This window comes from Mesorhizobium sp. U510 (assembly GCF_059180695.1).
Genome location: NZ_CP180532.1, coordinates 4,877,064 through 4,902,792, shown reverse-complemented (window position 1 = coordinate 4,902,792; position 25,729 = coordinate 4,877,064). Strand labels below are relative to the sequence as shown.

The window sequence follows — 25,729 nt, the reverse complement described above, 5'->3', positions numbered from 1 at the left end:
ATTACCGATTCTTATGTTAATTTCCGAGCTGCCAATGCGCGCACAAGGCCCATTCCTCAGACTTGGAGCCCGCGATGCCCCCAGTGAATGAGACATCCTTCGAGACGGCTCTGGGCGAACGTGTCCAGGATATGGTTGAGGCTTGCACACGATGTGGCAAGTGCGCTGAGGTTTGCCCAAGCGTAGCGCCCGCCGGCATCTCGGATGCGACGCCCGAAGACCTCATTGGCGGTGTTCTCGATCTTGTGCGAAACGGTAGCGGTCCGGAAGCGTCCCGCAAATGGGCAGCCGCTTGCATGCTCAGCGGAGAATGTATCAAGGCGTGCGATTACGGCGTCAATCCTCGCTTTCTCCTTACCATGGCGCGCCTTAGCGCTGCGAAGTCCGACAAGGAGCTTGCTGAACGACGCAGGGCAGGCGTGGAGAGATACCGGGAGGTCAGCCGCGGTGTAACGATGCTGTCGCGCTTGCAACTCGATACGGAGGTCCTGGAAAGGCTGGGTCAAAAATCAGCGTCAGTATCCATGCCCACCGAGCCGGCGGACTTTGTGTTTTACACCGGCTGCAATGTGCTGAAGACGCCGCACATTGCCTTGCTTGCGCTCGATATCATGGATGTGCTCGGTGTCAGTTACCAGGTCATGGGCGGTCCGAGCCATTGTTGCGGTATCGTGCAACTCAAGTCCGGTGACGCCGAGATGAGCGGCCGCATGGGTTCGAGCTCGATGGAGAAGCTGTCGCACTCCAAGTCGGGACAGGTGATCACCTGGTGTCCGACCTGCTACGTCCAGTTCACGGAAAACATCCTGCCAACGGTGGAACGACAGCGCGGCTCCCGCCCGTTCGAGATGAACCCATTCCTAAGATTTATCGGCCAGCGGCTGGCGCAGTTAAAGCCGCATCTGCAGCACAGGGTCGAGATGCGCGTCGCGCTGCACAAGCATCCTGGCGTCGCGGGCATCGTGGAGGCCGCCACCGAAATCCTTAAGATGATCCCCGGCATCTCGCTTGTCGATCTGAACCAGCCCGCTGTAGGTCTGCAAAGCGTGCATGTCGGTGCGCTTCCAAAGTTCAAGCGTGAGTTGCAGTTGAGGGAACTTGAAGCGGCCAGTGCCGCGGGTGTGGACGCCTTGGTTGCGGTTTACCATTCCGATCATCGCGAACTGTGTGCACACGAGCGCGATTGGCCATTCCGCATCATCAATATCCTTGAGGTGGTTGGTGAAAGCATGGGGCTGTATCGGCACGATCGCTACAAGGAGCTCAAGGTCATGCAGGACGTCGACCAGATCGTCAACGAGTGTAGGGACCTGATAGCAAAGCACTCGCTCGATCCCCAAGATGCTCGTGACGTCGTTGTCAGAGTGCTACTGGGCGAGCAGCCGCTTCCTCTAAAGGTTAGCAAGCAAGTCGAGAATGTCGTGGTACCAGGTTGAATGTTGGCGTCCTGGCCATCGTATCATTTCGGGGCGGCGTAGCAATTTGGTCGCTTCCGGAGCGAGGCGGTGTTGTCAACCCATGAGGTAGCTGACCATGCCACAGCGCGTGCTGGCCAGATAAGGTTTCCGTCCATCTCAAGCTTCGCGCCTAGCTTCGACCTTCCATGGACTGGAGTCCATCATGAGACCGTCGGGCGTCGAATAGGAATTGAGTTCAGCCTTAAGCGCTTCGGTTAGGGGTTAAGCCCTAGCCGTCCAAGGCGCGGGCGTGGAAAAAGCGACTGAAGCGCACACATCGGCCATTCGAGATTAGAGAGAGCGGCGATCCTTGCCTGGTGCTGCAAAGCGCCTGAAACCGGGCAAAGAAGATGAAGAGACCAAGGAACGTTTGTCAGTCGGATGAGAAGACCTTGTCTCCGCGCAATCGCGCCGTTGATTGTGCCTTCCTTGATAGAACAGCTCTGCTGTTCGAGCAACGCACCGGCCGAAAGCTGACAGCGGAGGATGCTCGAAAGATCGTAGAAAAAACGTCACCGGGTTCTTTGTTCTTTCGTCTCTTGGCTGAGTGGGAAAATATGGATTGAGCGAGGCGCTTTCCCTCGCTCCGCCGTGACTGGTTAGGAGACGAGGCTGGGAAGATGGTCAAGAAGACTGCGCAGATCGCAAATCGCGGTGGCTTGGTGAGGGCGCTGCTCTATGCTCGCGTTTCCTAAAAAGAACAGGAGAAGGAAGGCTTCTCCATACCTGCCCGATGCAAGCTTTTGAGGGAGGACGCGGCTCAAAAGCAGTTTGGCATTGCCCATGAGTTGCTCGACGTCGAGACGACGAAGAGCAGCGGGCGGACCAACTTCAATGAGATGGTCAAATACCTTCGCAAGCATCCCGGTGTGCGGGTTGTTCTGGTTGAGAAGACCGACCGTCCCTATCGCAATCTCAAGGACTGGGTGACGCTCGACGAACTTCACGTCGAGATCCACCTCGCCAAGGAATGAGTGGTCCTCTCGCAGGACTCGCGCTCGTCGGAAAAGTTCATGCACGGCATCAAGGTGCTGATGGCGAAGACCTACATCGACAATCTCTCGGAGGAAGCCCGCAAGGGAGAGATGGAGAAGGCGGAGCAGGGCATCTGGCCTACCAAGGCTCCGCTGGGTCATCTCAACGTCACGGGGAGCGACGGCAAGAAGGTCATTGCACCGAACGCTGAGTTGGCGCCGAGGGGACGCTTGATTTAGACGTCCAGGTCGCGAAGTTTTTCTCGAAAATATGCCCTGCTGACCGACGTTCCATTGCCAATCTTCTGGCCAGCGCAAATGAAACGATCCGTACTATTCGCGGATGAGCTTGTGAATGATGCTTTTGAGCCAGCGCCCGGCAAGCCGCCTGGACGCAACAAATTTCGCGGATTGAAGTTAATGGCTGGTAGTTCGCGGGATTTCGCGATGCTTCTTGCCTTGGACGGCTGTATTGGCCGGCAGAGGAACAGATGCGGAAATTTTCGGCGTGATCGATCTCACCAGTAAAACGGAAACACGGATCGGCGCCATCAGCTTGGGGCGCTATCCAGTTCGTCGCCAACGCGTCCATGCTTGGCTACGATGTTCGCAGTGCAATGGTCCTGTACGGGGAACCTGGAACGCCTAGCTTGAGGGTACGGGACTGCGAACATCGATGGACGCAATATGGTGGTGCTCTGCTCCAGCCATCCGAGCCAGGGAAGGGGCTTGGACAGGCCTAGGCGCGGTTGCGCAACAGCACGCCGGATTGGCGTTGTTTTTGATTGCATTGCTATTTTAGCAGCCCCTTAATATCGCGCGTTGATTTTCAGCGCTTTTTGGGGAGAAGTGTCATGCCTAAGGTTTCGAATCTCTTTTTTAAAACGGCTGTTGTGTGGCTTATCCTGGGGATCGGTGCCGGCTTGCAGATGGCAATCTCCGGCGATCACGGTTCCTTCCCGGCCCATGCTCACATCAATCTGCTCGGATGGGTCACCAGCGCTATATTCGGTGGGTACTACGCGCTCAACCCGGCTAAGGCGGAGCGGAAAATCGCAATGATCCACTACGGTCTCTATAACGTCGGACTGGTGATCATGCTGCCTGCGCTGTATCTGATGCTGCATGGAGGGTATTCAGCGCTTGAGCCGGTCGTCGCCGCCGGCTCGCTGATGGTGGCTACTGCTGTGCTGATATTTGCCTTTGTGGTTTTCTCCAGCGCGAGCGTGCGATCGGTGTCGGGGCTATCTCCAGCCACCCGCTGAGGTCGCCAGAAGCGGTTTGAGCGACGATGCTACCCTTCGGCAACCAACCCCTTCGCTGCTCGTTGACATGTGGCAGGGTTGATCCCTAGCCACCTCTTGGCCCGCCCTCGGTTCCCATTCCGGGCGGGCGCTTTTTGCCTGTGGTCGCCCGCAGCGGGACTGCTACTTCTTTCGAGAAAATTTGAGAATCGTCAATGGTTTCGGGCTGTAGTGGCTCGTGCCCGGGCTCTTCATGCCAGAAGACTTGTCGTAGGTCGCGCTGATCGACCTTCTGGCCGCAGTTCGGGCAGTTGTAGAAATGGCCCTCTTCGCGGATCAGGTCGCCGCCGTGCAGCTTACCCGGAATGAGTGGCCCCAGGTCTATAGCTTCGTCATGGCCGACCGAACCTCGCGGGTCGCAATAAAAGTTCCGGAACCATTTTAGCACATGCTAATTGAATCGCGGCTTTTGCGAGTCAGTGCATGCGTCTGAAGTTCATAGCCCCGTTGATGCCGACCCTGGTCGAGACGCCGCCCACGGGTGACGACTGGATTCACGAGGTGAAATTTGACGGCTACCGATCGCAAATGATCATCGATGAAGACGGCGCGCGCATCTACACGCGGAATGGTCACGACTGGACGGCGAAATATCGCGACCTGGTGCAGGAGGCGAAGAGCCTCGGTGCGGAAAGCGCCATCGTCGACGGCGAGATCATTGTGCTTAACAAAGCAGGGCTTTCCGACTTCGGAGAGTTGCGGAAGGCGATCACTCGGCGGCAGCACGAACTTTATTTCGTCGCCTTCGACCTGCTGCATCTCAATGGCCATGATTTGCGCGACACGGCGCTCGAGGAGCGGCGCGAGATCCTGGCCAGCATGATAAAGCCTGGCGGCCGAATCCAGTTCAGCGAGCCGCTACCGGGTGAGGCTAAGGCGATCTTTCATCTGCTCGATATGGCTGGTCTTGAAGGAATAGATCGAAGCGGCGCGACAGCAAATACCGCAGCGGCCCGTCCACATACTGGCTGAAGGCGAAATGCTACTCGGTCGACGAATACGAGTTGCTCGGCGTCGAGCGTGAGGCGGGCAAGCCAGCCTTTGCCCTGATGGCCGACCGCGCGACCGGCCGCTATGTCGGCTCGGCCTTCATCAATTCGCGCGGTGCAATCCGCGATCGACTGTGGAAGCGCGTCCAGGAGCACGCCGGGCCGGCGCCGAAGGGGATGAAGCGGCCGGCGACGCAATGGGTCAAGCCCGGCATCATCGGCCGCGTAAAGCATTTACGCGGCGAGGAAGATTTGCGGCACGCTTCCTTGCAGGATTTTCGGGAGGAATGAGAGATATGGGCAACGATGGTCCACCCATTGAGCGACGAGCTCATCCTCGAACGGCTGTCCTGAAGGATGGGGTCATCATTGCCGAGGTGTAAGCATCAATTGCTCCGTCAGGAACCAGCACACACATGGTGCGGAGTTACGAGTTGATCCCGGCGTGGATGTTCCTGACAGGTTCGTCCTGCATATCCATGCTGACGAAGCTAGATATCGGGCCGTGGTGCGCTGGCGAAAGAACGAGCGCCTATCCGGCCTTGAGAGTTGCAACAGCTGCTTGTTTCTGGGCAACCCTGGCCGCTCCGATTTCACCACACGCTGGCGCAGCCGATGACTGAACTACCGCTGTGTTTTTCGATGTTTGGATGGTTTCGGCCGAAGCACACCCTGCTAGGGCCAAGAGTGGCTAACGCGATAACTGAATTCATTTGCCCGCCCCTCCCAAAGGCATCGAGACGACAAAAGGCGACTAAGTGAAACCACCTTAAGACAGGAAAGAGATAGGGGCATCAATCCTGTGCCAACAGCGGTTATAGTGGCTGATTTGTCTGCGGGCTCTGGGTCTCGCAATTGTCAGCAAACTATGAGAGCCATTACAAGTGGCGATATAACCGGCTAAAGGTCTTTGCGCACGGATCCTAAAATCGAAGCTCATGATGCGTGGGCGATTTGTGATGATTTGTTGACGCTGCGCAACCATATCGCCCATCACGAGCCAATTTTCCATCTTCCTTTACCAGCGAGGCTGGCAAGTCGTCGAGAACAACCACGCGATCGATACATTCGCCAGCAAGGCCGAGGCCTTCACCTTCGTCGATGCCAGGGGCGCTCGTGTCCGGTTATCCTGGGGACGGACCGTCATCGCGGGAAAAACCGTGCATTTCGACTTTGAGGGAAGCTTTCAGGAGCAAGGTATCGGCCGTATCATGAAGGAGCAGCACGGACCGTCAGCGGGCACCTGGTCCTGGACGTGCACAAGGCCGGGCCGACACCAAGGGCGAGGCGGTGGCTGCTGTCGAGATCGCCTATACCCGCCGCATCGTCGGGTCGGATTTGGCGCGATAAGCCGAGGCCAGCATATGGCGCGCAGGGGCTAGTAGACGCCGGCTTTTCTGATGGCGCCCGCGACAAGGGATACAATCGACCAGAGGTCAAAAATGAAACGAATTTCTTAGCCGTTTATTGATATGTGCGTGTTTTCTAATTTTCGCTATGTCCCTCATTTGCTTCACCCGATTTCGGCTCATGGCGACCGGTATATGCCGGGCTACAAGTGCAAATGTTGCCATCATTTTCGCCCTCAGCTTGCCGATCGTCGTAGGCGCGGCCGGCTTCGGCGTGGAGACCTCCTACTGGTACTACAACAGCCTGAAGCTGCAGGCGACGGCCGATGCCGCTGCTTACGCTGGCGCGCTCGAACAGATATCAGGTTCCGACAAGCCTACGATCGTGGCGGCCGCGACACAGTCGGCCGCTACGAACGGGCTGGGCTCGGGCACAATCGTCGTCAACACGCCGCCGGTGTCTGGGCCGAACACGGCGAAGAAAGCAGTCGAGGTCATCGTCGCTCAGAACGTCGACCGGATTTTCACCTCGATCTTCACGCAGGGTCAGGTGCCCGAGCAGGCGAGGGCGGTGGCCCTCATCACCAATGCTTCCAAGGCCTGTATGCTCGCGCTTGATCCATCCGCTTCGCAGGCGGCGCTGTTTTCCGGCAGTACGAGCGTAAAGGTCACCGGCTGCTCGGTGATGGCCAACTCGAACGCTTCGGACGCCATCAAACTTCAGGGCTCGGCGAGCCTCCAGGCTGATTGCCTGATTTCGGGGGGCGGTGTCTCGCTCAGCAATCCCGTTACGACCGTCTGCGCGGCCCCGATAACCCAGGCGCTGCCTGCCGCCGATCCATTTGCCGACCTGCCGGCCCCGGCCGCCTCGAACCCCTGCCAGAACGCCAACAAATCCAGCCTGGGGCCGGGCACTTATTGCAACGGGCTCAGCCTCAGCGGCACCGTCACGCTGCAGCCTGGCGTCTATGTCATCCAGAGTGGCGATTTCAAAGTGAATGCGAACGCCAACGTCTCCGGTGACGGGGTCACCATCTATCTCGCCGGCGGTTCGCGTGTCTCGATGAACGGCAACGCCACCGTGTCCCTGAGTGCGCCGACGTCCGGCACCTATTCCGGCGTTCTGATGTATGGAGACAGAACGAGCACCGGCGGACAGGACACCTTCAACGGCACGGCGACCTCGCTGCTGACTGGTGCGCTCTATTTCCCCAAGCAGCAGGTGAACTATCTCGGCAATTTCTCCGGCAAGAATGGGTGTACCCAAGTGGTCGCGGACCTGATCCAATGGTCCGGCAATTCAACCATCAACCAGGATTGCACGAGCCTGGGAATGCGCGACATCCCGGCGACGCAGTCCGTCGCGCTGGTCGAGTAGCCGCCCGTGGAGCGCCGATCAAAACGGATCCTTGGCGACGATACGGGTGTTGCAGCGGTCGAGTTCGCGATGGTCCTGCCTTTCCTGTGCACGGCGCTGCTCGGTATCATCGACGGCTGGTCCTATGTGACGAGCTCGCTGTCGATGCGCGCTGGCGTGAAGACCGCCGCGAACTTGATCATGGAAGGATCGACCAATGATACGGCGATGCAGGCCGTTGCCATTTCGAGCTGGGAGAAACGGCCGGCCGACGGCCAGGTCACGCTAAGCCGGATCTATATGTGCGGGACGACCGTGGTCGACGCCTCCACTCTGTGCAGCGGGCCAAAGGTGCCGTCGGTCTATGTTCAGATCCAGGCATCGGCCACCTGGACGCCGCCCTTCACCTTCGGCGTCTTTTCCGCTTCCAGCGTCATCGGCCATCTGGAGGTGATCCGTGTTCGCTAGGGCGTCTCACCGTTTCGCGGAAATGGCGAAACGCCCTAGCTCTTTGTTTTGCCGCGATTCCCAAGCGAAAACGCTGCGCGCTTTTCCCGGGACATGGAGTGCGCCCCTCGGAGCGGACAGCTTGACTAAGCAGAATTGACTTGGAAGCCGGGCTTTCGAAGGATGGAAGCCATGACTGCACATCGCGCGCACAGCATCGAGTTCAAACGTCAGGTAGTGCAAGAGTTCCTCTCCGGCGAGACGCTTCATGGTCTGGCCAGGCGGCACGAACTAGAGCGTAACCTGATCCGTATCTGGGTCCAGAAATACGAGGCCGGCGCCTTCGACGAGGATGTAGCGGCGGCCGAGACGATGCAGACCTATGAGGCTCGGATCGCCGCGCTGGAGCGGCTGGTAGGCCGGCAAGCCTTGGAAATCGAGTTTCTAAAGGGGGCTCTGAAAAGCGCACCACGTCCCAGAAGATCTCCGACAGCTTCGAAGCCTACGGCTATCGCCGCATGCAGGCGGCGCTGCGGCAGAGCGGCATTGTCGTGAACCACAAGAAGATCAGACGATTGATGCGCGAGCATGATCTGCAGCCCAGGATCAGGCGACGCTTCATCGCCACCACGGACAGCAATCATGAATTGCCGATCTTCCCGAACCTGGCGAAGGACGTGACACTCGATGGCCCGAACCGGCTTTGGGTAAGCGACATAACCTACGTGGCGATTGCGGCAGGCTTCGTCTACGTCGCGGTCATCCTGGATGCCTGGTCCCGCAAGGTCGTTGGTTACGCCATCGGCCGGTCGATCGACGCGCGCTTGACCGTTGCAGCATTGAAGGCGGCAATCGTACGGCGAAAGCCGCCGCCGGGCTGCGTCCATCACTCGGATCGAGGGGCGCAATATGCCGCGCGCCTCTATCGCAATCTTCTCGCCGAGCACGATCTTATTGGATCGATGGGTCGGCGCGGCAATCCCTACGATAATGCCAAAGCGGAAAGCTTCATGAAGACGATGAAGGTCGAAGCCATCTATCCGATGGCCTATGAAACCTTCACCGACGTCGCTGAGGACCTTCCCCGCTTCATTGATGAGGTCTACAACACCCGCCGATTGCATTCAGCGCTCGGCTATCTCAGCCCGCAACAGTTCGAAGACCAACACGCCCGAAAGATGGTCAAAACTGCCGCTTGATCCTGTCCGCTCCGAGGGGCGCACTCCAACAACCGGCTCACACTTCTTCTGGAATTGCGCCAGGCAAAGCGCCTTCCGGCGAGATCGATCAGGCGGGGCCGGATTGGAGTTCGCGCTGATCGCACCGTCCTCATCATATTGCTGTTCGGGATCTTCGCCTTGGGCTGGTCGTGCATTCGGTGTCCAGCGTCCGCTATACGCTGGAGACATCATCGCGTTCGCTGCAGCTTCAGAACACGTTGACCCAGGCCGACATCCAATCGATCGCCATACAAAAATTGCTGGCCTTGGGTTTGAAGGATGTGAACGTGACGATCGCCATCGACCCGGCGAGCGGCGGTTTCCGCATGGCGCATCTCACCGCCCCCTATGCCTTCGTCGTCGATTTTCCTTACCTCGACAGCTTTCCGATCAACTACGCCACCACCGTTACCGTGCCGTTGTTGGTCGGCAGCTAAGACGAGTCGGGCCAGGCACCCGCGACTTCTGTCGTGAAAACGGCCATCAATATTCGCTTGCGCTAATATAAAAAGTGACGTTACGTCACTCCTTCTTGGGGATGCGCAACCGTGGGGAAGGACGATGAGAGTGGTTATAGTTTGCGCGGCACTCGCGATCGCTGCGACTGGTGTCGCCTTTGCCAAGGAGAAGAAGGTGGCGGTCGGTGATGCTATGGCCCTATGCTCTACCAAACATTCGAGCAAGAAGCCGAGGCCAGCGCTTGACTGCAGCTTGACCGGAACAGCCAAATTTCCGGACGGAACAAAGCCGGAAAAGCCACGGTTGGGATATGACACCAACCCGTGGATTATAACAACTGGCCTTTAGGGCCGGTTGACCTGGCCACCGGCTTACAGTGCGGCGGTTAGACGAAACCATCAGGTCCGCCGCACTCCATAGTTGGATGGAAATATGGCGCCGCTGCCCCGCCCGCCGGAGGCAGCTTGATCATGAACTACAACAAGCGCGCGGCCGGAAATTGGCTGGCGGGCCTTCACGCTCCGCTGGCGGACGGCCGCATACGGTGCCCAGTAATCCTTACACGCGTTCCTGACTAACACGGCCAAGATGTGCGGCACATCGCAGGCGGCCCGGCACCCTCCGCGCAGAGGGGACACCGGGCCTCGCCGTCAGCTCGGAAAATATGCCGGCTGCCGGCTAAGAAGGCTATTAGCGATCCGCTAGTCTGAACGAACCCTGCGAATGAAGGACAGCTGGGAGAGAATCTCTCCAAACGGACACGCGAAAGCATTATCACCGGGGGACGAAGCGCCGTTCTTCGTTGGAATGGGGTGTGCACCTCCAGCGGCCGGCAGGGACTTCAGTCTCAGTTGAGCAATCACTAATATGCTTTATAATCTAGACATTGCGGGGCAGGAACCCTGATCCAAGCTCACCCGCAAATGGCCCGGCATGCCAATGTCCACCCGACTTTTGACGCGTGCCGGGCCATTTCTATTGGAGCGCCGATCTTCAAACTCCCGGGTAACGATGTTGGCCGACAAAGTCGCCCACAACCTACGTTGTCAGCGTCTTCGAGAAGCTTCGATGACTGTGCTGACCACCAAGGACAAACAGAAGGCGCTCGATACGGCCAGAAGATCGGCGACAAAGTGCGGGTCGAGGAGATCACGCCAAAGCCGAAGATGCGCTAAAGCATCACATTGGAGACCGTTGGTTGGCCGACACCTACTCGGTTGGAGAGTCTAACCCCGATTTGGTGCCGGCCTGGCGGATCGACAAGTCCGCAACGCAGAACTAACAGGGTAGATTGGTGAGATAATGGCGTGATCGCGGAAGCCGATCTCGCTACTGTAGCTTCTGATTCCCGCGGTGGCCGTACCATGTCTCGATTGGCGATTCCGGATCGATGTGTCGGCCACGCGATTTCAGGTGGGCAACGATCTCGGGCAGCCAGAAATCGCGATCGCCAAACTCTTCGCCAATGCGTACGAGATCATCCGCTGCCGCTACCATCTTCTCGACGTCACCGAGCACGTAGCCCTTATCGCCGATGGCGCAGATATCGCAGCCAGCCCTAATTGCCCTGGTCTACGAAAGCCGGGATCTCTCGCTTGCTGTCATGAGCCTTTTGGTGCGGGCCATTGCAAATCATCTCCTCAGGCAAGTCTTCACCAAACGCAGAGCCGGCTTGCGTAGGGATAAGTCAATTAGGCGGGGGCGTCGAATCGTCAGAATTCTTTCATATCTGCAATCCGCCGCACGTAGCTGATTATTTCAAGAAAGAGGGTGTGGACGTTGTCATGATAGTTTGTGTCCTGAGGCGGCAGGACATCCTGGCAGCTAGCGGCTATGCTTAGGATGTCAAATCGCTCGGTCGCAGCGATATTGTAACGGGTGCCGCATATTTTCCCTATCTTGACTGGAATTGTCTCTACGAAAGCTGGGCCGGCGCATTCCCCGATGCAGACATGCGGATGATAAACTACAGCCCCGTTCGCTGCTGAGTGCGTTCAAGATGAGGTTGGGCATTAGCATCGACACGATCGATCAGGTGCAGGAAATTCATACCAACCGGAGCCTTAACGCCGAAATGACCGAGGTTGCGAGAATGCTCAACGAGCGAGGTCTGCCGCCGATGTCAGAAGCGCTTTTGGCTCTTCAACGACATCTGCCAGGGCCGCCGTTCGGGTTCCCGCCCTATGTCGTAAGACAGTTTGAAGACGCCTATCTCGGTTCCAATCGCAGGCTGGCCGAGCGGCTGCAGGACCTGAATTTGACGAGATGTCGCGGCCTAGATGGCATACCGACGGAGTCTGCATGGCCGGACAGGTCGACGAGGGCAGATTCGCCGAAATCGTCAAACTGGCGGGGCGGGAAGGCAGCGGCGTTGAGCATCTCGCAACGTCATCTTGAAATTCGGTCGAGATTCGTGGTCTTCCATTTATCCGTATTTCTCGCAGACAATTGACGTCGACGCTCCATTCAGCGTTCCGCTAGGGCATTTCCGCATCGAACGCCTGCCTTCCCTCCGCAGTCCATAATCGTTGTGCTTGCTCGCCTTCATGGCTCTGCAGCTTAGCTGCGATCCAGAGCATCGCGCCATAGATGGTAGCGCGATCGTCATTGGTGAGCTCAACAATGCCTGCCTTGACGACGAGCCCGCCGAGTTCGATCAGATGTCGGGTGCGCTGGCGTCGCTCGACCTGCCAACTCCGCATATCATTGCGAGCCTGTGCCGCTTGCCGGCGATTGTGCGCTGCCTGGTTGCGCTGGAGCGCCGCGTGTGTTGCGCTGAGATGCCGGAGCAGTTCGCCGGAACCTGCTCTCGAAAAACATTACTCCACGCTTGGCCCATGCCTCACGCTTCGAGGTGTCTTTCGTCTCGGCAATTGCTACCAGTGCGCCGGCCAGTTCCTCGGTGCTGAGTTGATCGGCGCCGGTGGCGATCACCAGCTCGCCAAGCTGCTGCACCTTTCTCGTTTTGAGTTCCCGCGCTTTTTCTTCCAGCGCCTTTAGTTCCGTGTCGAAGTCCCGTGGTTTACGCATGGCTGTCTCCATTGATTGTCGATCTCTGGATGATAGTTGAGCGTCCGCCGGAAGGCTTCTGTGTTGCCGAGACAGCCCGGGACGGGCTGGTCCATCCCGAGAATTTTTCGAGGGAGGGCGCGCTTATACGTCGTGCCGACGTACACTTTGCCGTGCAAATGATCTGGTCGCGATGGCGATCTATCATCTTCATGTCAAAGTCATTGGCCGCAAGGCTGGGAGCAGTGCTGTAGCGTCGGCAGCCTACCGCTCTGCCTCGCGACTGCGCGACGAGCGCATCGAACGCAGCCATGACTTCTCGGCCAAGCGCGGTGTCGTCCATTCCGAGGTGATGCTGCCGGAGAACGCACCCGAAGCCTGGAGCGACCGCGAGAGGCTGTGGAACGATGTCGAGGCGTTCGAGGTCCGCAAGGATGCGCAGCTTGCCCGCGAGGTCGAGTTTGCGCTGCCGCGTGAACTCAGCCAGGCGCAAGGCATCGAACTGGCGCGCGACTTTGTTCAGGCTGAGTTTGTCGGCAAGGGCATGGTGGCCGATCTCAATGTGCACTGGGACAGGGCGGAGGATGGCAGTCCCAAGCCGCATGCTCATGTCATGCTCACCATGCGGTTCGTGGACGAGAATGGTTTTGGTGCCAAGGTTCGAGACTGGAATGCTACCCAGCTGGTCGAACGCTGGCGCGAGCGGTGGGCGGAGCTGGCCAATGAACGTTTGGCCGAACTCGACATCGACGCGCGCATCGATCACCGCAGTCTGGAAGCGCAAGGCATTGCCCTGGAGCCGCAAACGCAGATTGGTGCGCCAGCCCAGCGCATTGAGGGCAGTGGTGTTGTTGATGGCGACATTGAAGCAGATCGCGCCGAACTGCATCGCGAGATTGCGCGCAACAATGGCGCGCGCATCATTGCCGATCCATCCGTGGCGCTCGATGCCATCACGCATCAGCAATCGACTTTCACCCGAAAGGACATCGCGAAGTTTGCGCACCGACACAGCGACGGAATGGAGCAGTTCAACGAGGTGGTGGCAGCCATCGGCAACGCACCCGATCTGGTCGAACTCGGCAAGGACGGACGCGGCGAAGACCGCTTCACCACCCGACAGATGATCGACACCGAACAGCGCCTTCACCGCGCTGCGGAACGCATGGATTTGGACGAGCGCCACGCGGTGAGTGACGTGGTTCGCGAGGCAGCGCTGGCGCGGGCTGCGGAACGCGGGCTTGTCCTTTCGGGCGAGCAAAGCGATGCGCTTGCGCACATCACCGACGGTCGCGGTCTTGGTGTCATTGTCGGCTTTGCCGGAACGGGCAAGAGCGCCATGCTGGGCGTTGCGCGCCAGGCCTGGGCAGCGGCGGGCTACGAGGTTCGAGGCGCGGCACTCTCCGGCATTGCGGCCGAGAATCTTGAGAGCGGATCAGGCATCTCGTCACGCACCATCGCCAGTATGGAGCACAGCTGGGGACAGGGCCGCGATCTTCTCACCACGCGCGATGTCCTGGTGATCGACGAGGCCGGCATGGTCGGCACGCGCCAGTTGGAGCGCGTGCTCTCTCATGCGGCGGACGTCGGTGCAAAGGTTGTGTTGGTCGGCGATCCACAGCAGTTGCAGGCAATCGAAGCGGGTGCTGCATTCCGCTCCATGCACGAGCGACACGGCGGCGTCGAAATCGGTCAGGTGCGTCGGCAGCGCCAGGACTGGCAGCGCGATGCCACGCGCGATCTGGCGACCGGCAGGATCGGTGCCGCCATCAGCGCCTACGACGCGCGAGACATGGTGCATCAGGCTGCAACGCGCGACGAAGCGCGAGGTGAACTCGTCGAGCGCTGGGATCGCGACAGGCAGACGCATCCAGAGGCAAGCCGGATCATCCTCACCCACACAAACGACGAGGTGCGCGCGCTCAACCAGGCAGCGCGCGAGCGTATGCGCGCTGCCGGTGATCTCGGCGACGAAGTTCAGGTGAATGTCGAACGCGGCCAAAGAAACTTCGCCAGCGGCGACCGGGTCATGTTCTTGCGCAACGAGCGCGGGCTTGGCGTCAAGAACGGCACGCTTGGGATCGTGGAGGAAGTCAGCAAACAGCGCATGACCGTGCGCTCCGATGACGGCAGGTCGGTGCAGATCGACCTGAAAGACTACGCGCATATCGACCACGGCTATGCCGCTACCATTCACAAGGCGCAGGGCATGACTGTCGACCGCACCCATGTGCTCGCCACGCCGGGCATGGATGCACATGGCAGCTACGTCGCACTGTCCCGGCATCGAGAAACGATGGACCTGCATTATGGCGGCGACGACTTCAGCACGCGGGAGCGGCTGGACCGAACGCTGTCACGGGACCGCGCCAAGGACATGGCGTCGGATTACGAGCAAGTCGACCCGGCGCAAAGCTATGCCGAGCGGCGCGGCATCACGTTCCGCGAGCGTCTGGTCGAGATCGTGCGCCGGATCGTTCCGGAGAAGCTGCGCGACCGGATCGGCGAGCTGCTGGACGGGTTGCGCCCACCTTCAGAGGCGGAGCCCGGACAAGAGCGTGGGCAAGGGCCGGAAAGGGGGGGCGGTGGAACGCAGCGCGGCGATGTCGTCGCCGCACCTGGAAGGGAAGCGGCCGCCAGGGCTGCGCAGCGTGAGGGGGATGCTTCGGTGGATTCGGATGCAGCGTTGCGCAGCGCTCGCACCAAGGCGCTGGTGCGTCACGCGCGCGCGCTCGACGCGATGTCGCACAACGCAAATGCGGACGGGCAGGGCAGTCCTGAGCAGACGCGCGAATTGAGGGATGCCCGTAGCGCTTTCGAGAAGGTGCGGCCGTATGGCTGGCGCGATGCCGAAGCGGCTTATGTGAAGAATCCCGAGCTTGTCCGCGAGGCGGGGGCTGGCCGCGTCAGCCGCGTTGTGCTTGCTCTCCAGCTCGAAACCGAAATCCGCACCGGGATGGACAACGATCCCGGCCGCCGCGCCGACCGTTTCGTCGAACGCTGGCAAAAGCTCGATCGGACCGGACGTGAGCAATATCAGGCCGGCGACATGTCGGGCTACAAGTCTACGCGGTCGGCCATGTCCGACATGGCCAAGAGCCTCGAACGCGACCCTCAACTTGAATCCCTACTTGCAAACCGCAAACGCGAGCTTGGCATCAAGATCGATTCCGGCCGGCGCCTTGGTGCGGAACTGGCATTCAGCCATGGCGTCGGCAAGGGGCGGGGCCTTGGGCTCTGACACCCTTCCGATTTGCCGCCGTTTTCACGCCGCAGGCGGCTGAAGCGACAAACCTGATTGCGTCCAGCATTCGGTTCGTCGTGTCTAGCAACAACCACTTTGAAGCAGGCAAGCTATGCCCGAGTCAGATCGTATTGTGCGTCTCAGTACCGTCCTTGCCCGAACCGGTCTGTCCCGCTCGACCATCTATCGCAAGATCGCCGAAGGCACGTTCCCCGCTCAGATCAAGATAAGCATCAACGGGGCGGGCTGGCGGGAATCCGATGTCAATCGATGGATTGACGATCCAGTCTCATGGCACACCAGCGCATCACGAAAAAACAGCGACTAGTGGCGATGGAGTGGCACGTTGCTGTCAATGTTGAACACTTTTCTCTGGGGCAGGTTCAATGACTGGGAAGGGCCGACAGCGGACCGGCGGCTTTGGTGCGCAGAATGTTGACAGCGGACTGTTCGACCGGACGGGATACTGCCCAAAGGAACCTACGATGACGGTAGACTTAGTCTTTGCCGAATTCGAATTAGCGTCACGCCAGAAGCTGACGAGTTTTTAGAATTCGTTCGCCTGGGAAGTGGTCATGGCAGGTGGCCATCGCGAGTCTTATTCTGGCTCTTCATTCGCTCCGTGGTGGCGCTCGCCACCAGGAAATCTGGCTCCGGCGGGCGTCTCGCGTGATGATGAGAACTCTAAGCTATAGCCACTCTGAAATGACATTCGGAACGCAAATCGAAATTGCTGAAATCACGGCGGCCTTTTCACCATCTCCTTCTCCCAATTTAGGCATAGCCGCCCGCCCGGCCTCGGCCCTTGAGGCGATGATGGATGCTGCTCGCTGCGTCAGATCACAAACCGTGCGCGGCACATCCCAGGCTCGACAGTCTCACAATACGGTCCTCATCCACGCCAGGAAGGACTCTATCACCGCGGATCTCGGACTGTGGGGCATCCAAACAATATAAAAACTGTAGCCCGGCAAGGATAATTGATGCGCTTTGACGAGCGAGCCGTTTTCCAGTTCACGGCCAACCACGACGTCACTACAGATCGCAATGCCTTGCCCGGCGACCACCGCATCGATCGCATGCAGTTCCTCGCGGAAGCTCAAATCCCAAGCTTTGTGCGGGATTAGGTCTGGATCGATCGAGCGGGCCGTTGCTAGCCACCGGGTCCAGGTGGGAGCGTCCGGATCCCGGTTCATCCAGTCAAAATGGATCAAGGGATAACGCAGGAGATCAGCAGCACGCTCGATCGTTCGCCCGTCGCTTGCCAATAGTCGGGGACTGCAAATGGGAAAGAAGGAATCGCGACATATCTCCTGCATGGCAAAGCCCACAGGCGGGCGACGTGTGTAGCGGATCGCCACATCTGCGGCGCCGGCGCGTAGATCGAGGACTGCGTCCGTGCCGATGATATCCAGTGGTACGGCCGGGTTGGCCTCTCGCCATTTCGGCAATCGAGGCACCAGCCATCGACTCGCGAAAGCGTTTGGGCTTGTCACCCGCAATGGCGCTTGAAAATCCGGCTCGGCGACCGCGGCAAGGGAGCCGGAGAGAAGATCAAAGCCGTTGCGGAGGATGGGAAACAGTCGCGCTCCCGCGCTCGTCAGCACCAGCGGGCGCGGTCGGCGCTGGAACAGCTTGCGATCGCATATCTCTTCCAACAAGCGGACTTGGTGGCTGATCGCTGTCGGCGTCACGCCGAGTTCCGCCGCTGCGGCCTTGAAGCTGCCGTGCCGAGCGGCGGCCTCGAAGGCGTGCAAAGCGCGGAGAGGCGGGTAGTTTCTCATGCCGGCAGTGTAGATGAATTCCTCTCATCTAGCAGCTAAGTATTTCGCTTTTGCAGAGGGTTGCGTCTCTGTGAGACCATGGTCCTGCCAGAACCGAGGGCGATATCGATGGAGATTCCACGACAGACCGAGGCGCTATTGGGCCGATCTCATTCTCCGAGTGCGGCGATTGAACAGCTACGGCGAGGCTTAAGGGGCGAACTGGTGTTGCCGACGGACGCTACCTACGACCAGGCGCGCAGGGTCTGGAACGGGGCGATCGACAAACACCCTGCCGCAATCGTCTTTTGCGCCAATCCCGATGACGTCGTGCGTGCCGTGACCTATGCCAGGTCGCAAAGCTGCCTCGTGGCCGTTCGCAGCGGCGGCCATAACGTCGCCGGCCTGTCGGTTTGTGACGATGGGATGGTGATCGATCTGTCCCGCATGAAGAAAATCATCGTCGATCCCGAGCGCCGCATCGCCAGGGCCGAAGCCGGCCTGACCCTCGGCGAGTTCGACGCAGCCACACAGGCGCACGGCCTCGCGACAACCATGGGCGTGAACGGCGACACCGGTATTGTAGGCCTGACTTCGGTGGTGGCTTTGGCAAGCTCGGGCGAAAGCACGGACTGAGCTGCGATAATTTGATCGCGGCTGAAATCGTCACCGCCGAGGGACGGCTGTTGCGGGCAAGCGCCAGCGAGCATCCCGACCTGTTCTGGGCCTTGCGAGGCGGCGGCGGCAATTTCGGCATCGTGACGGCGTTCGAATACCGGCTGCACCCGGTCGGCCCGGCGCTTCTCGTGGGCTCGGTGCTTCACGATTACAACCATGCGCGCGAGGCCATGCGGTTTTACGACAAATTCTCCCGCGACGCCCCGGACGAGGTGAGCGTCGATGCCGCTCTCGTCACGCTGCCCTCGGGCGAGCGTGCCTTCAGCATATCGGCTTGCTATGTCGGGTCGCCCGAAGCGGGCGAACCAGTCATCGCGCCGCTGATGAAATTCGGATCCCCGATCGACAGCCGCCTTCAAGCCATTCCTTATCTTCAGATCCAATCGGCGGGCGACAGCCTCTTTCCACGCGGGCGACGCTATTACTGGAAAGCGCAGTTCATGCGCGAGATCAGCGATGGCGCGATCGAGGCCCTGCTCGACGCTTACGCAAAGGCTCCCAATCGCTCCTCCCTGTTGGTTTTCCAGCAGGTCGGCGGCGCGATCGCTCGCGTGCCCGCATCACACTCGCCCTACGCCAATCGCGATGCGGCCCTTGACTGCTTCCCGATCGCGATCTGGGACGACCCGGTCGATGATGAGGTAAACATCCGCTGGGCGCGCGACCTGTGGAATGCGGTCAGGCCATTCTCCACCGGCGGTGTCTATGCCAACAATCTTGGTGATGAGGGTGACGGGCGCGTGCGTGATGCTTACGGTGGCAATTATGCACGCCTCGCCGCGATCAAGAAGCAATACGACCCGACCAATTTCTTCCGACTGAACCAGAATATTAGGCCCGAATAGTTCGGAATATCAGGGGGAACCGTGCGCAGCCGCTGGACGATCCTCGCTGTCCTGTTTGTCGCCCGCGCCGCAATGGCGTTTCAGTTTCAGAGCGTCGGCGCCGTCGCGCCTCTTATCAGCGATAGCGTCGGTGCGAGCCTGGCCGACATCGGCATTCTAATCGGCCTCTATCTTGCACCGGGAGTCGCATTGGCCCTGCCTGGCGCGACCATCGGCCGGCGCTATGGCGACAAGGCGACCGTTCTCGCCGGCCTCCTGATGATGCTGGCGGGTGAAATGCTGATGGCGGCATCGCCGTTCTGGGACCTGCAGATCGCCGGCCGATTGATAAGCGGCACCGGCGGCGTTCTCCTGAACGTCCTGATGACCAAGATGGTCGCCGACTGGTTTGCCGGCCGGGAAATCGCAACAGCCATGGCCATCTACATCAACTCGTGGCCAGCGGGCATTGCTATCGCGCTCGTGCTGCTGCCGGCAATCGGAACGACATTCGGGGTGACCGCCGTGGGCATTGCCGTTTCGGTTCTGGTCATCGTCGGCATCGGCCTGATGATCTTCATCTATCGCGCCCCGGAGGTATCGCCCGCCGGTGGCGTCGAGCGCTCTGGCATTTCGGCCGGGACAACCTATGCCCTCATCGCCGTCGGCCTAATCTGGTGCCTCTACAATGTCGGCTTCGCAATGGTCTTCAGCTTCGGTCCGTCGATGCTCGTCGAGCGCGGGTGGTCAAACGCCGCGGCGGGATCGACGATCAGCGTCGTGCTTTGGCTGGCCACGCTTTCGGTCCCCGTGGGTGGCTTCCTGGCCGATCGCACCAAACGCAGCGGCGCGGTTCTAGCTATGGGCTGTTCAGGCTTTGCATTCCTGGTGCTGCTTCTGTCGCGAAACGGACCGGCGCTGCCCCTCGTCATTGCCATGGGGATCGTGTGCGGCTTGCCTGCCGGCGCGATTGTAAGCTTGCCCACACGGGTGCTCAATCAGAAGACGCGCTCGATCGGGATGGGAGTGTTCTACACCGTCTACTATGCCGGCATGCTGGCTGCGCCGGCGATCGGCGGCAAACTTGCAACCTGGGCCGGCACCGCGGCCGCTGCGCTCGATTTCGGCGCTGCCGCGCTCCTCATTTGCCCTCTCCTTCTTTGGTCATTCCACAGGATCAGCCGCCTCCCACAGCCGATGGTGGCTCCATCCAGGCAAGGCGGATAGTCGTGCTGAGACCGCCGGTACCGCGCCATCAGCACGGTTGTCCCGGCTCCCGGTCTGACCGATTCTATGGCACTACTCTGGCAGTCCAGCAGCACGCAGCGCATTGCCAAGGCATTCCGCCAGCGCTGGAGCACAGTTCACGCCCGCAAACTGGCGGCCGTAACGGAACGTAGGTTGCAGTTCGAGCACCCGCGCGGCAGCTGCCCTCGCTTCTTCCAACCGGCCGAGTTTGGCAAGGGCAGCGGCCAGTTGCACATAGGTGATGCTGTGTGCGGGATTGGCCTGAACGGACTTGTAAGCGGCGCGACAGGCTTCGTCATAGCGGCCGCGCAGAAAATGACTCATCGCCTGCGCATCGAAAGCGGCGAAGGCCCAAGGGTCAAAAGGGCTTAGCCGCATGCCCCGTTCGCTCCACTCGATGGCTCGCTCTGCTTCTCCGCTCCACCCGAGAATGACGCTGCCCAGAATGTAGGTCAGGGCGGACGAAGGACTGATCGCAAGCGCGGCTTCCAATGCAGTAAAAGCAGCATTGCGGTCATGTCCATCCATACCGATGGAAAATCCCGCGAGAGTCAGCGCGAACGCATCGTCCTGCCCGTGAAGGATGGCGGAGCGGGCATAGCGGATCGAAGCGGCACGGTCGGCTTCCTGCAAGCCAGCGCGGAGGAAGAGGCAATGGTGGCACATCGCAGCGTTGCCGTGCGCCAGCGCATAGGCCGGATCGAGTTCGATGGCACGTTCGAGCAGTACAAGTGCTCGCATCACCCGCTCAGGCATTCCGGAATCAACGTCGAGCTGGGCCCGAAGCACAAGGTCATAAGCATCTAGGCTATCGGGACGCCTGCGCTTTACCCTGTCGATTTCGGCACGCCGCAGCCTCGGTGCGATTGCGCCGACAGCCGATATGGCTATCTCATCCTGAAGCGCGAAGATATCGGCGGAGCTGCGGTCATACCGCTCGGCCCATACATGAGCGCCGGTCGATGCATCGATCATCTGGCCGGTCACGCGCACGTGGCCGCCGGCTCTTCGCACGCTGCCTTCGAGTACATACCGCACGCCAAGCTCGCGGCCGACCTGCTTCACGTCCACGGCGCGGCCCTTGTAGGTGAAAGTGGAATTTCGTGCGATGACGAGCAGCCAGTTGATGCGCGCCAGGCCCGTGATGATATCGTCAACCATCCCGTCGGCGAAGTAATCCTGCTCCGAATCGCCGCTCAGGTTCGAGAACGGCAAAACCGCGACCGAGGGTTTGTCCGGCAATGTCAGCGTTGCCGTTGGCGCACCCCCGACTGTCGAATCCCGGCTTGCGCCTGTGACCGCCGGCCCGACATAACGATAGCCGCGTCGCGGCAGCGTTTCGATCCAGCATGCGCCGCCAGCCAGTTCCTCAAAGAGCCGCCGTACTGCCGCTATCTGGACCGTCAGGTTGCTGTCCTCAATTGCCTGTCTGGGCCACGCCGCCTCGATCAGAGCTTCCTTGGGAACCGGCGCGCCCGCCCGCTCCACAAGCAGAGCAAGCAGCGCGACCGCCCGCTGGCCGAGTGGCGCCGGCTCGACGCCGTGGAATAGAATCCCGGTATCGGTGTCGAGGCGAAATGGGCCAAACGCAAGGCTTGTCGGCATTCCCGAAGAAGATACCGTTTGCGAATTTTTCGCAACGATTTCGGAACGGCTTCACGACTCGCCGAAACGGGGAGCGCATCTTGCGCCCGTGCTTTCGGAAGTAGCACTGAGCCAATGGAGGATCAGATGAGCGTCGCTCCCGTCATTCGCATGCCCGACGATAACAAGGGGGTCATGCTGCGTGGCCACCCGATGGTGTTCCTCGTCACCGGCGAGGATACGAAACACACGAGCATGTTCGACTGGACGATCCCGGCCGGGTTCGCCACCGGCCTCCATGTACATCGCGTGCAGGAGGAAACCTTCTACGTGCTTGACGGCGAATGCGTCTGGCAGGTTGGTGACAAGGCGATCCATGCGACCCCAGGTACTTTCCTGTTCATTCCACCGGGGGTGCCGCACAATATCACCAATGTCAGCGAGAAGCCGGCGCGGGTCCTGATGACAGTCTCTCCGCCTGGGCATGAGCACTATTTCGAAGAGCTTGCCAAGCTGGCTGCACACGGCTCACCGGATCCGAAGGCGCTTGCCACCTTGCGGGACCGTTACGATACCGATCAGCTCTCCACACTCAAGACAAGCGCATAGCCCGTTCGTTCCGGTGCAATTCCGGCCACCGGTGCTGTCGCCGTCTGCTTTCAGCACTAGACGAAACTGATCTCTACGGCCGACATAGGCGCAAAGCCGCCGCTTGCTCGCTACGGCGCTGTTGTGTGGCGCGCTCGCAAGCGGTTGGGACGGTCTCAGCTAGATTCAGTCTGGTTCTGCTGCCAATCTCTTGATGGCTGAAGAAGGGTCGAACCCCAGGATTTTCGCCAGATCGATGAATTCGACTACGTCGACGCGGCGTTGGCCGCTTTCGAGTCGAGCGACAAACGACTGATATTCGCCGAGCTTTTCGGCGAGCTCGGTCTGTGTCAGCCCGCTAGCCTCACGCTTTGCAATCAGCATCGTGATCAATGACTTGTGGCGCAGCGTTCCGAGCGTTTTCACCACCGGCCTCATCCAGTTCCAGATGAGGGCTTCAATTATATCTGATTTCCAGTTATCTTAAATTCAGATACGACCCAGCCATGTCGAATTGGAGGGATCCAAGATGGCGCAATCAGCAGCAATGAAACATGACCCAGCACTCGCCCTGTGGGCCGCATGGCATCGTGCCCAACATACATCTCTGGTGCTTTGCAGGGTCCAGCAGCGGTTGGAGACGAGAATTATCTGCAATACCGGAATTCAGCCATTGACCAGAGGCGAAATGAAAAAGCAGCCCATGCCAGTGATCGCACCGGATGGCGTTCAGTACGCTGTTGCTCGGGAGGCCGAAGTCTTAGCCATGACCGAAGCGCTCAAACTTCAAGATGCGCTTCCAGAGGTTCCAGCTGTGTCGTTAGCTGGCATCTTAGCCAAGTTGGAGGTGATCGTCGGAGCGGACCGTGACATCGGCGATCCGACCGATTTCCCTTGGCCACACATCGCTTCCGTATTGCGCGATCTGAAAGCTGTCGCGGGCGATTTGCAGCCGTGCGAGTTGGACCGCTTCACCACTCGCGCTGATATAACGAGGCATCTACAGCAAGCAGCCCAACTCGTAGACTCAGTCGAGGCGGAACAGGCTGCGGAACATATACGCCAAACTGCGAAATCGTTCGCGGAAACATCCGTTCTTCCAAAACCGGCTGAATTTTAGAAATCAAGTCGGCCCTGTCCCGTCTCAAACGCCAAAAAAGGCAGTCGCTAGCTCATGCAGCTTCCTTAAGGGCGACTTTACGCTTCTTCTTCGTCACGAGTTCGCGGACAAACTTGTCCCACTGGGCCATGGCAGCACGCTTTTCCGGCATGTAATTCCAGCGATCGTAGCTCTTGGAACTGACGTCCTGCAGAGTGTGGTTCTGCAATCGGTCTCGGATCTCTTTCGAGAGACCTGCCTTGCCGGCAAGCGTCTTCCAGGTTCGCCGGAGATCGCGGTTTGTCACGACGGGAATGACCTTGCGATCGCGCTGTCGCCACATGAACGAATAGAGCGTTCCATGACTGACAGGCTTGGACGGGTCGGTTGCGGATGGGAAAAACCAACCAAATTCATTCGGCTTGATCGACCCGATAAGCTCGGCCGCGATCTTGGGCACGGGGATGGCGTGAGGCTTTCCATTCTTGGTCTTGGACCAGTCGATGATGCACTCAGCGGCATCCCATTGATCGACGTGTAGCCGAGCAATCTCCTCGACGCGTTGGCCGGTCAGCATAAGAATTCTTACTGCACGCGTGTAAGGGGGATGTACCGGCGCATCGGGATATTCGAGCCAGCGATAGAGACGGACAAATTCCTCTTCGTCCAACCAACGCGTTCCAACGTTTTTTGGTTCTGTCGGAATACCAGCAGCCGGATTGTAGATGAGACGAAAGCGACGGACAGAGGTCGAGCGGTAGTCGTGCTCGGATTTCAGCCCCCAACTGTAGGCCGATCGAATATAGCTGCGAACATGATCGGCCATGGACCGTTTGCCTCGCTGATAGATCGGTCGAATGATGTCCCTGATCTCATCGGGCTCGATGTCACGGGCAGGGCGGTTGCGACCGAGCGAATCGGCGATCTTGTTCAACCCCTTTTCGGCCTCCTTCCAGGACGGTTTTCCATCTGCCTTGAGTGACGCGACGTAAGCCTCAAACAGATCGGCGACCGTGCCGGGTCGCGTGTCGCCTGCAATCTTGATGCTGCGTCCCTTCTGGATCATGTCGGCGAAATCGCGTCTGAAAATCCCGCGAGCCTGGCTGAGGCCCATTGACGGATACGAGCCGAACTTTTTTCTGAGGCGCTTTTGGTCTCGCCATTGCTGGGCCATCCAGTCCGCCGTTACGCGGGTCGGCATTGGCTTTATCACGAGAACGAGGCGGCCTGTTCCGTGACCCTCGCCATCGACAAGGTTCTGCTGCTTTCCGGTCTCCTCGACCTGCTTCAAAGCGCGGCGAATCTCTCCATCGGTAAGGCTTGGCACTGGGGTCTCCCGTAGGCTTTCGAGTGGGATCGGCTGACGGGTAGTAGGGGTCTGTGGTTGGGTCCAAACGGGCCTTCGATCCCCCTAAAACCGACCCCAATATGCCACGATATCCGACTCTGCGACAAGTCGAAAAAGCGATATGTATCAATGTGCTAAAGCGTGATTGTGCGTGATCAAAATGAGGCGAGTGGGATGGTTGTGCACTAGGATGATCGCGGTGGCCGACAGTTCGAGCGCGCGCTTGACCACTTCCCTGGGATAGACGGGCGTGTGGTCGACTGTGCCGGTCTGCTGCACCTCGTCGGCGATCAATGCGTTCTTCTTGTCGAGGAATAGGATACGGAACTGCTCGCGCGCCTCGAAGGCCATGGCCGAGCGGCAATAGGCGAGAAGCTGCGTCCAGGACGAAAGGACTTCGCGGCCATGCACTTCGCCATGCGCCATGCGTTGCGCCGTCGCAGCGACAACCTTCAGGTCGAACGCCACCGCCGGGCCGATGCCCTTGACCTCCTGCAGCAGGTTGACGGGCGCGCCAAGCACTTCAGCCAGCGTGCCGAAGCGCGCCAGCAATGCCTTGGCGGCCGGTTTGGTGTCGGCGCGCGGGATCAGCCGGAAGAGCAAGAGCTCCAGAAGTTCATAATCGGGCAAGGCGTCTGGACCCGCCGAGGCAAAGCGCTCGCGCAAACGGTCGCGGTGGCCAAGATATCCAGGCTTTTCAGCTGGAGCGGGCTTCGCCGTCGCGGCGGGCCGAACCGGCACTTCGGAGAAGAAACTCCGCTCGTCGTCGTCGCTGGCCTTCCCCATCA

General features: G+C 59.6%; 24 protein-coding genes and 2 pseudogenes. 18 read left to right on the top strand and 8 right to left on the bottom strand.

Annotated features, from left to right (window positions below; translation table 11 throughout):
• Positions 1–296: 296 nt before the first annotated feature.
• From ACLGL5_RS25525 to ACLGL5_RS25480, 10 genes and pseudogenes are all read left to right on the top strand, one after another.
• Entirely contained in the window at positions 297–1,436 is a 1,140-nt protein-coding gene (locus ACLGL5_RS25525; RefSeq protein ID WP_236952033.1) for a (Fe-S)-binding protein, read from the top strand.
• Between the two features lie 740 nt (positions 1,437–2,176).
• Positions 2,177–2,431: pseudogene (locus ACLGL5_RS25520) on the top strand (recombinase family protein); the annotation flags it as partial.
• 39 nt (positions 2,432–2,470) lie between these two features.
• Positions 2,471–2,671 carry a hypothetical protein gene (locus ACLGL5_RS25515; RefSeq protein WP_027046907.1) on the top strand — a complete coding sequence of 67 codons (201 nt, stop codon included), beginning with the start codon at positions 2,471–2,473 and terminating at the stop codon, positions 2,669–2,671.
• A 614-nt stretch (positions 2,672–3,285) separates the two neighbouring features.
• Positions 3,286–3,696: a hypothetical protein gene (locus tag ACLGL5_RS25510; protein WP_019858510.1), complete on the top strand. Its 411-nt coding sequence runs from the start codon at positions 3,286–3,288 to the stop codon at positions 3,694–3,696.
• A 462-nt stretch (positions 3,697–4,158) separates the two neighbouring features.
• Positions 4,159–5,015 (top strand): annotated as a pseudogene (locus tag ACLGL5_RS25505) (ATP-dependent DNA ligase).
• A 1,206-nt stretch (positions 5,016–6,221) separates the two neighbouring features.
• A complete protein-coding gene (locus ACLGL5_RS25500; RefSeq protein ID WP_019858508.1) occupies positions 6,222–7,451 on the top strand; it encodes a pilus assembly protein TadG-related protein in 1,230 nt (409 codons plus the stop codon).
• Between the two features lie 6 nt (positions 7,452–7,457).
• On the top strand, positions 7,458–7,898 hold the full coding sequence (locus ACLGL5_RS25495; protein WP_069092290.1) for a TadE/TadG family type IV pilus assembly protein: 441 nt from the start codon (positions 7,458–7,460) through the stop codon (positions 7,896–7,898).
• Between the two features lie 171 nt (positions 7,899–8,069).
• Complete coding sequence (locus ACLGL5_RS25490) at positions 8,070–8,432, top strand: transposase (protein WP_032921104.1); 363 nt, start codon at positions 8,070–8,072, stop codon at positions 8,430–8,432.
• Positions 8,396–9,076: an IS3 family transposase gene (locus tag ACLGL5_RS25485; RefSeq protein ID WP_019858503.1), complete on the top strand. Its 681-nt coding sequence runs from the start codon at positions 8,396–8,398 to the stop codon at positions 9,074–9,076. The genes ACLGL5_RS25490 and ACLGL5_RS25485 overlap by 37 nt, the downstream gene beginning before the upstream one ends.
• A 179-nt stretch (positions 9,077–9,255) precedes the next feature.
• Positions 9,256–9,534: a hypothetical protein gene (locus ACLGL5_RS25480; protein ID WP_245307160.1), complete on the top strand. Its 279-nt coding sequence runs from the start codon at positions 9,256–9,258 to the stop codon at positions 9,532–9,534.
• Between the two features lie 1,351 nt (positions 9,535–10,885).
• On the opposite strand, the gene ACLGL5_RS25475 is transcribed toward ACLGL5_RS25480, so the two are convergent.
• Positions 10,886–11,074, bottom strand: a complete 189-nt coding sequence (locus ACLGL5_RS25475; protein ID WP_245307159.1) for a Y4lK-related protein — start codon at positions 11,072–11,074, stop codon at positions 10,886–10,888.
• Between the two features lie 487 nt (positions 11,075–11,561).
• On the opposite strand from ACLGL5_RS25475, the gene ACLGL5_RS25470 reads away from it, so the two are divergent.
• Complete coding sequence (locus tag ACLGL5_RS25470; RefSeq protein WP_141700942.1) at positions 11,562–12,008, top strand: hypothetical protein; 447 nt, start codon at positions 11,562–11,564, stop codon at positions 12,006–12,008.
• A 25-nt stretch (positions 12,009–12,033) separates the two neighbouring features.
• Here the strand turns inward: ACLGL5_RS25470 and ACLGL5_RS25465 are convergent, their stop codons facing one another.
• Together ACLGL5_RS25465 and ACLGL5_RS25460 are read right to left on the bottom strand one after the other, a co-directional pair.
• Positions 12,034–12,258 carry a conjugal transfer protein TraD gene (locus tag ACLGL5_RS25465; RefSeq protein ID WP_069092289.1) on the bottom strand — a complete coding sequence of 75 codons (225 nt, stop codon included), beginning with the start codon at positions 12,256–12,258 and terminating at the stop codon, positions 12,034–12,036.
• A gap of 1 nt (position 12,259) precedes the next feature.
• Positions 12,260–12,586: a conjugal transfer protein TraD gene (locus ACLGL5_RS25460; RefSeq protein ID WP_069092288.1), complete on the bottom strand. Its 327-nt coding sequence runs from the start codon at positions 12,584–12,586 to the stop codon at positions 12,260–12,262.
• 172 nt (positions 12,587–12,758) lie between these two features.
• On the opposite strand from ACLGL5_RS25460, the gene traA reads away from it, so the two are divergent.
• Together traA and ACLGL5_RS25450 are read left to right on the top strand one after the other, a co-directional pair.
• Positions 12,759–15,806 carry a Ti-type conjugative transfer relaxase TraA gene (gene traA, locus ACLGL5_RS25455; protein WP_069092287.1) on the top strand — a complete coding sequence of 1,016 codons (3,048 nt, stop codon included), beginning with the start codon at positions 12,759–12,761 and terminating at the stop codon, positions 15,804–15,806.
• A gap of 115 nt (positions 15,807–15,921) precedes the next feature.
• Positions 15,922–16,137, top strand: a complete 216-nt coding sequence (locus ACLGL5_RS25450) for a helix-turn-helix transcriptional regulator (RefSeq protein WP_044547753.1) — start codon at positions 15,922–15,924, stop codon at positions 16,135–16,137.
• Positions 16,138–16,687: 550 nt separating this feature from the next.
• Here the strand turns inward: ACLGL5_RS25450 and ACLGL5_RS25445 are convergent.
• Complete coding sequence (locus ACLGL5_RS25445; protein ID WP_019858496.1) at positions 16,688–17,593, bottom strand: LysR substrate-binding domain-containing protein; 906 nt, start codon at positions 17,591–17,593, stop codon at positions 16,688–16,690.
• A gap of 108 nt (positions 17,594–17,701) precedes the next feature.
• Here ACLGL5_RS25445 and ACLGL5_RS25440 point away from each other — a divergent pair, with 108 nt between their 5' ends.
• The 3 genes from ACLGL5_RS25440 (at position 17,702) to ACLGL5_RS25430 (ending at position 20,301) form a co-directional block, all read left to right on the top strand.
• On the top strand, positions 17,702–18,208 hold the full coding sequence (locus ACLGL5_RS25440) for an FAD-binding oxidoreductase (protein ID WP_245307157.1): 507 nt from the start codon (positions 17,702–17,704) through the stop codon (positions 18,206–18,208).
• A 122-nt stretch (positions 18,209–18,330) separates the two neighbouring features.
• Positions 18,331–19,095 (top strand): FAD-binding oxidoreductase, encoded by a 765-nt coding sequence (locus tag ACLGL5_RS25435; protein ID WP_494372790.1) that lies wholly within the window; start codon positions 18,331–18,333, stop codon positions 19,093–19,095.
• Positions 19,096–19,116: 21 nt separating this feature from the next.
• On the top strand, positions 19,117–20,301 hold the full coding sequence (locus tag ACLGL5_RS25430) for an MFS transporter (RefSeq protein ID WP_019858493.1): 1,185 nt from the start codon (positions 19,117–19,119) through the stop codon (positions 20,299–20,301).
• A 72-nt stretch (positions 20,302–20,373) separates the two neighbouring features.
• Here the strand turns inward: ACLGL5_RS25430 and ACLGL5_RS25425 are convergent, their stop codons facing one another.
• Complete coding sequence (locus ACLGL5_RS25425; RefSeq protein WP_019858492.1) at positions 20,374–21,927, bottom strand: winged helix-turn-helix domain-containing tetratricopeptide repeat protein; 1,554 nt, start codon at positions 21,925–21,927, stop codon at positions 20,374–20,376.
• A 126-nt stretch (positions 21,928–22,053) separates the two neighbouring features.
• Here ACLGL5_RS25425 and ACLGL5_RS25420 point away from each other — a divergent pair, with 126 nt between their 5' ends.
• Positions 22,054–22,515 (top strand): cupin domain-containing protein, encoded by a 462-nt coding sequence (locus ACLGL5_RS25420; RefSeq protein ID WP_027046903.1) that lies wholly within the window; start codon positions 22,054–22,056, stop codon positions 22,513–22,515.
• Between the two features lie 165 nt (positions 22,516–22,680).
• On the opposite strand, the gene ACLGL5_RS25415 is transcribed toward ACLGL5_RS25420, so the two are convergent.
• Entirely contained in the window at positions 22,681–22,932 is a 252-nt protein-coding gene (locus ACLGL5_RS25415; protein WP_010909788.1) for a helix-turn-helix domain-containing protein, read from the bottom strand.
• 91 nt (positions 22,933–23,023) lie between these two features.
• Here ACLGL5_RS25415 and ACLGL5_RS25410 point away from each other — a divergent pair, with 91 nt between their 5' ends.
• Positions 23,024–23,614 (top strand): hypothetical protein, encoded by a 591-nt coding sequence (locus ACLGL5_RS25410; protein ID WP_196232820.1) that lies wholly within the window; start codon positions 23,024–23,026, stop codon positions 23,612–23,614.
• A 52-nt stretch (positions 23,615–23,666) separates the two neighbouring features.
• On the opposite strand, the gene ACLGL5_RS25405 is transcribed toward ACLGL5_RS25410, so the two are convergent.
• Together ACLGL5_RS25405 and ACLGL5_RS25400 are read right to left on the bottom strand one after the other, a co-directional pair.
• Positions 23,667–24,920 (bottom strand): tyrosine-type recombinase/integrase, encoded by a 1,254-nt coding sequence (locus ACLGL5_RS25405; RefSeq protein ID WP_069092286.1) that lies wholly within the window; start codon positions 24,918–24,920, stop codon positions 23,667–23,669.
• Positions 24,921–25,067: 147 nt separating this feature from the next.
• Complete coding sequence (locus tag ACLGL5_RS25400; protein ID WP_019858487.1) at positions 25,068–25,727, bottom strand: JAB domain-containing protein; 660 nt, start codon at positions 25,725–25,727, stop codon at positions 25,068–25,070.
• Positions 25,728–25,729: the final 2 nt, after the last annotated feature.

Bases quoted from the DNA above. Each gene is read 5' to 3' on its own strand.
- ACLGL5_RS25525 (WP_236952033.1), top strand. From the start codon at position 297: ATGCTCAGCGGAGAATGTATCAAGGCGTGCGATTACGGCGTCAATCCT.
- ACLGL5_RS25515 (WP_027046907.1), top strand. From the start codon at position 2,471: ATGCACGGCATCAAGGTGCTGATGGCGAAGACCTACATCGACAATCTC.
- ACLGL5_RS25510 (WP_019858510.1), top strand. From the start codon at position 3,286: ATGCCTAAGGTTTCGAATCTCTTTTTTAAAACGGCTGTTGTGTGGCTT.
- ACLGL5_RS25500 (WP_019858508.1), top strand. From the start codon at position 6,222: ATGTCCCTCATTTGCTTCACCCGATTTCGGCTCATGGCGACCGGTATA.
- ACLGL5_RS25490 (WP_032921104.1), top strand. From the start codon at position 8,070: ATGACTGCACATCGCGCGCACAGCATCGAGTTCAAACGTCAGGTAGTG.
- ACLGL5_RS25485 (WP_019858503.1), top strand. From the start codon at position 8,396: ATGCAGGCGGCGCTGCGGCAGAGCGGCATTGTCGTGAACCACAAGAAG.
- ACLGL5_RS25465 (WP_069092289.1), bottom strand. From the start codon at position 12,258: ATGCGGAGTTGGCAGGTCGAGCGACGCCAGCGCACCCGACATCTGATC.
- ACLGL5_RS25460 (WP_069092288.1), bottom strand. From the start codon at position 12,586: ATGCGTAAACCACGGGACTTCGACACGGAACTAAAGGCGCTGGAAGAA.
- traA (WP_069092287.1), top strand. From the start codon at position 12,759: ATGGCGATCTATCATCTTCATGTCAAAGTCATTGGCCGCAAGGCTGGG.
- ACLGL5_RS25450 (WP_044547753.1), top strand. From the start codon at position 15,922: ATGCCCGAGTCAGATCGTATTGTGCGTCTCAGTACCGTCCTTGCCCGA.
- ACLGL5_RS25445 (WP_019858496.1), bottom strand. From the start codon at position 17,593: ATGAGAAACTACCCGCCTCTCCGCGCTTTGCACGCCTTCGAGGCCGCC.
- ACLGL5_RS25440 (WP_245307157.1), top strand. From the start codon at position 17,702: ATGGAGATTCCACGACAGACCGAGGCGCTATTGGGCCGATCTCATTCT.
- ACLGL5_RS25425 (WP_019858492.1), bottom strand. From the start codon at position 21,927: ATGCCGACAAGCCTTGCGTTTGGCCCATTTCGCCTCGACACCGATACC.
- ACLGL5_RS25420 (WP_027046903.1), top strand. From the start codon at position 22,054: ATGAGCGTCGCTCCCGTCATTCGCATGCCCGACGATAACAAGGGGGTC.
- ACLGL5_RS25415 (WP_010909788.1), bottom strand. From the start codon at position 22,932: ATGAGGCCGGTGGTGAAAACGCTCGGAACGCTGCGCCACAAGTCATTG.
- ACLGL5_RS25410 (WP_196232820.1), top strand. From the start codon at position 23,024: ATGGCGCAATCAGCAGCAATGAAACATGACCCAGCACTCGCCCTGTGG.
- ACLGL5_RS25400 (WP_019858487.1), bottom strand. From the start codon at position 25,727: ATGGGGAAGGCCAGCGACGACGACGAGCGGAGTTTCTTCTCCGAAGTG.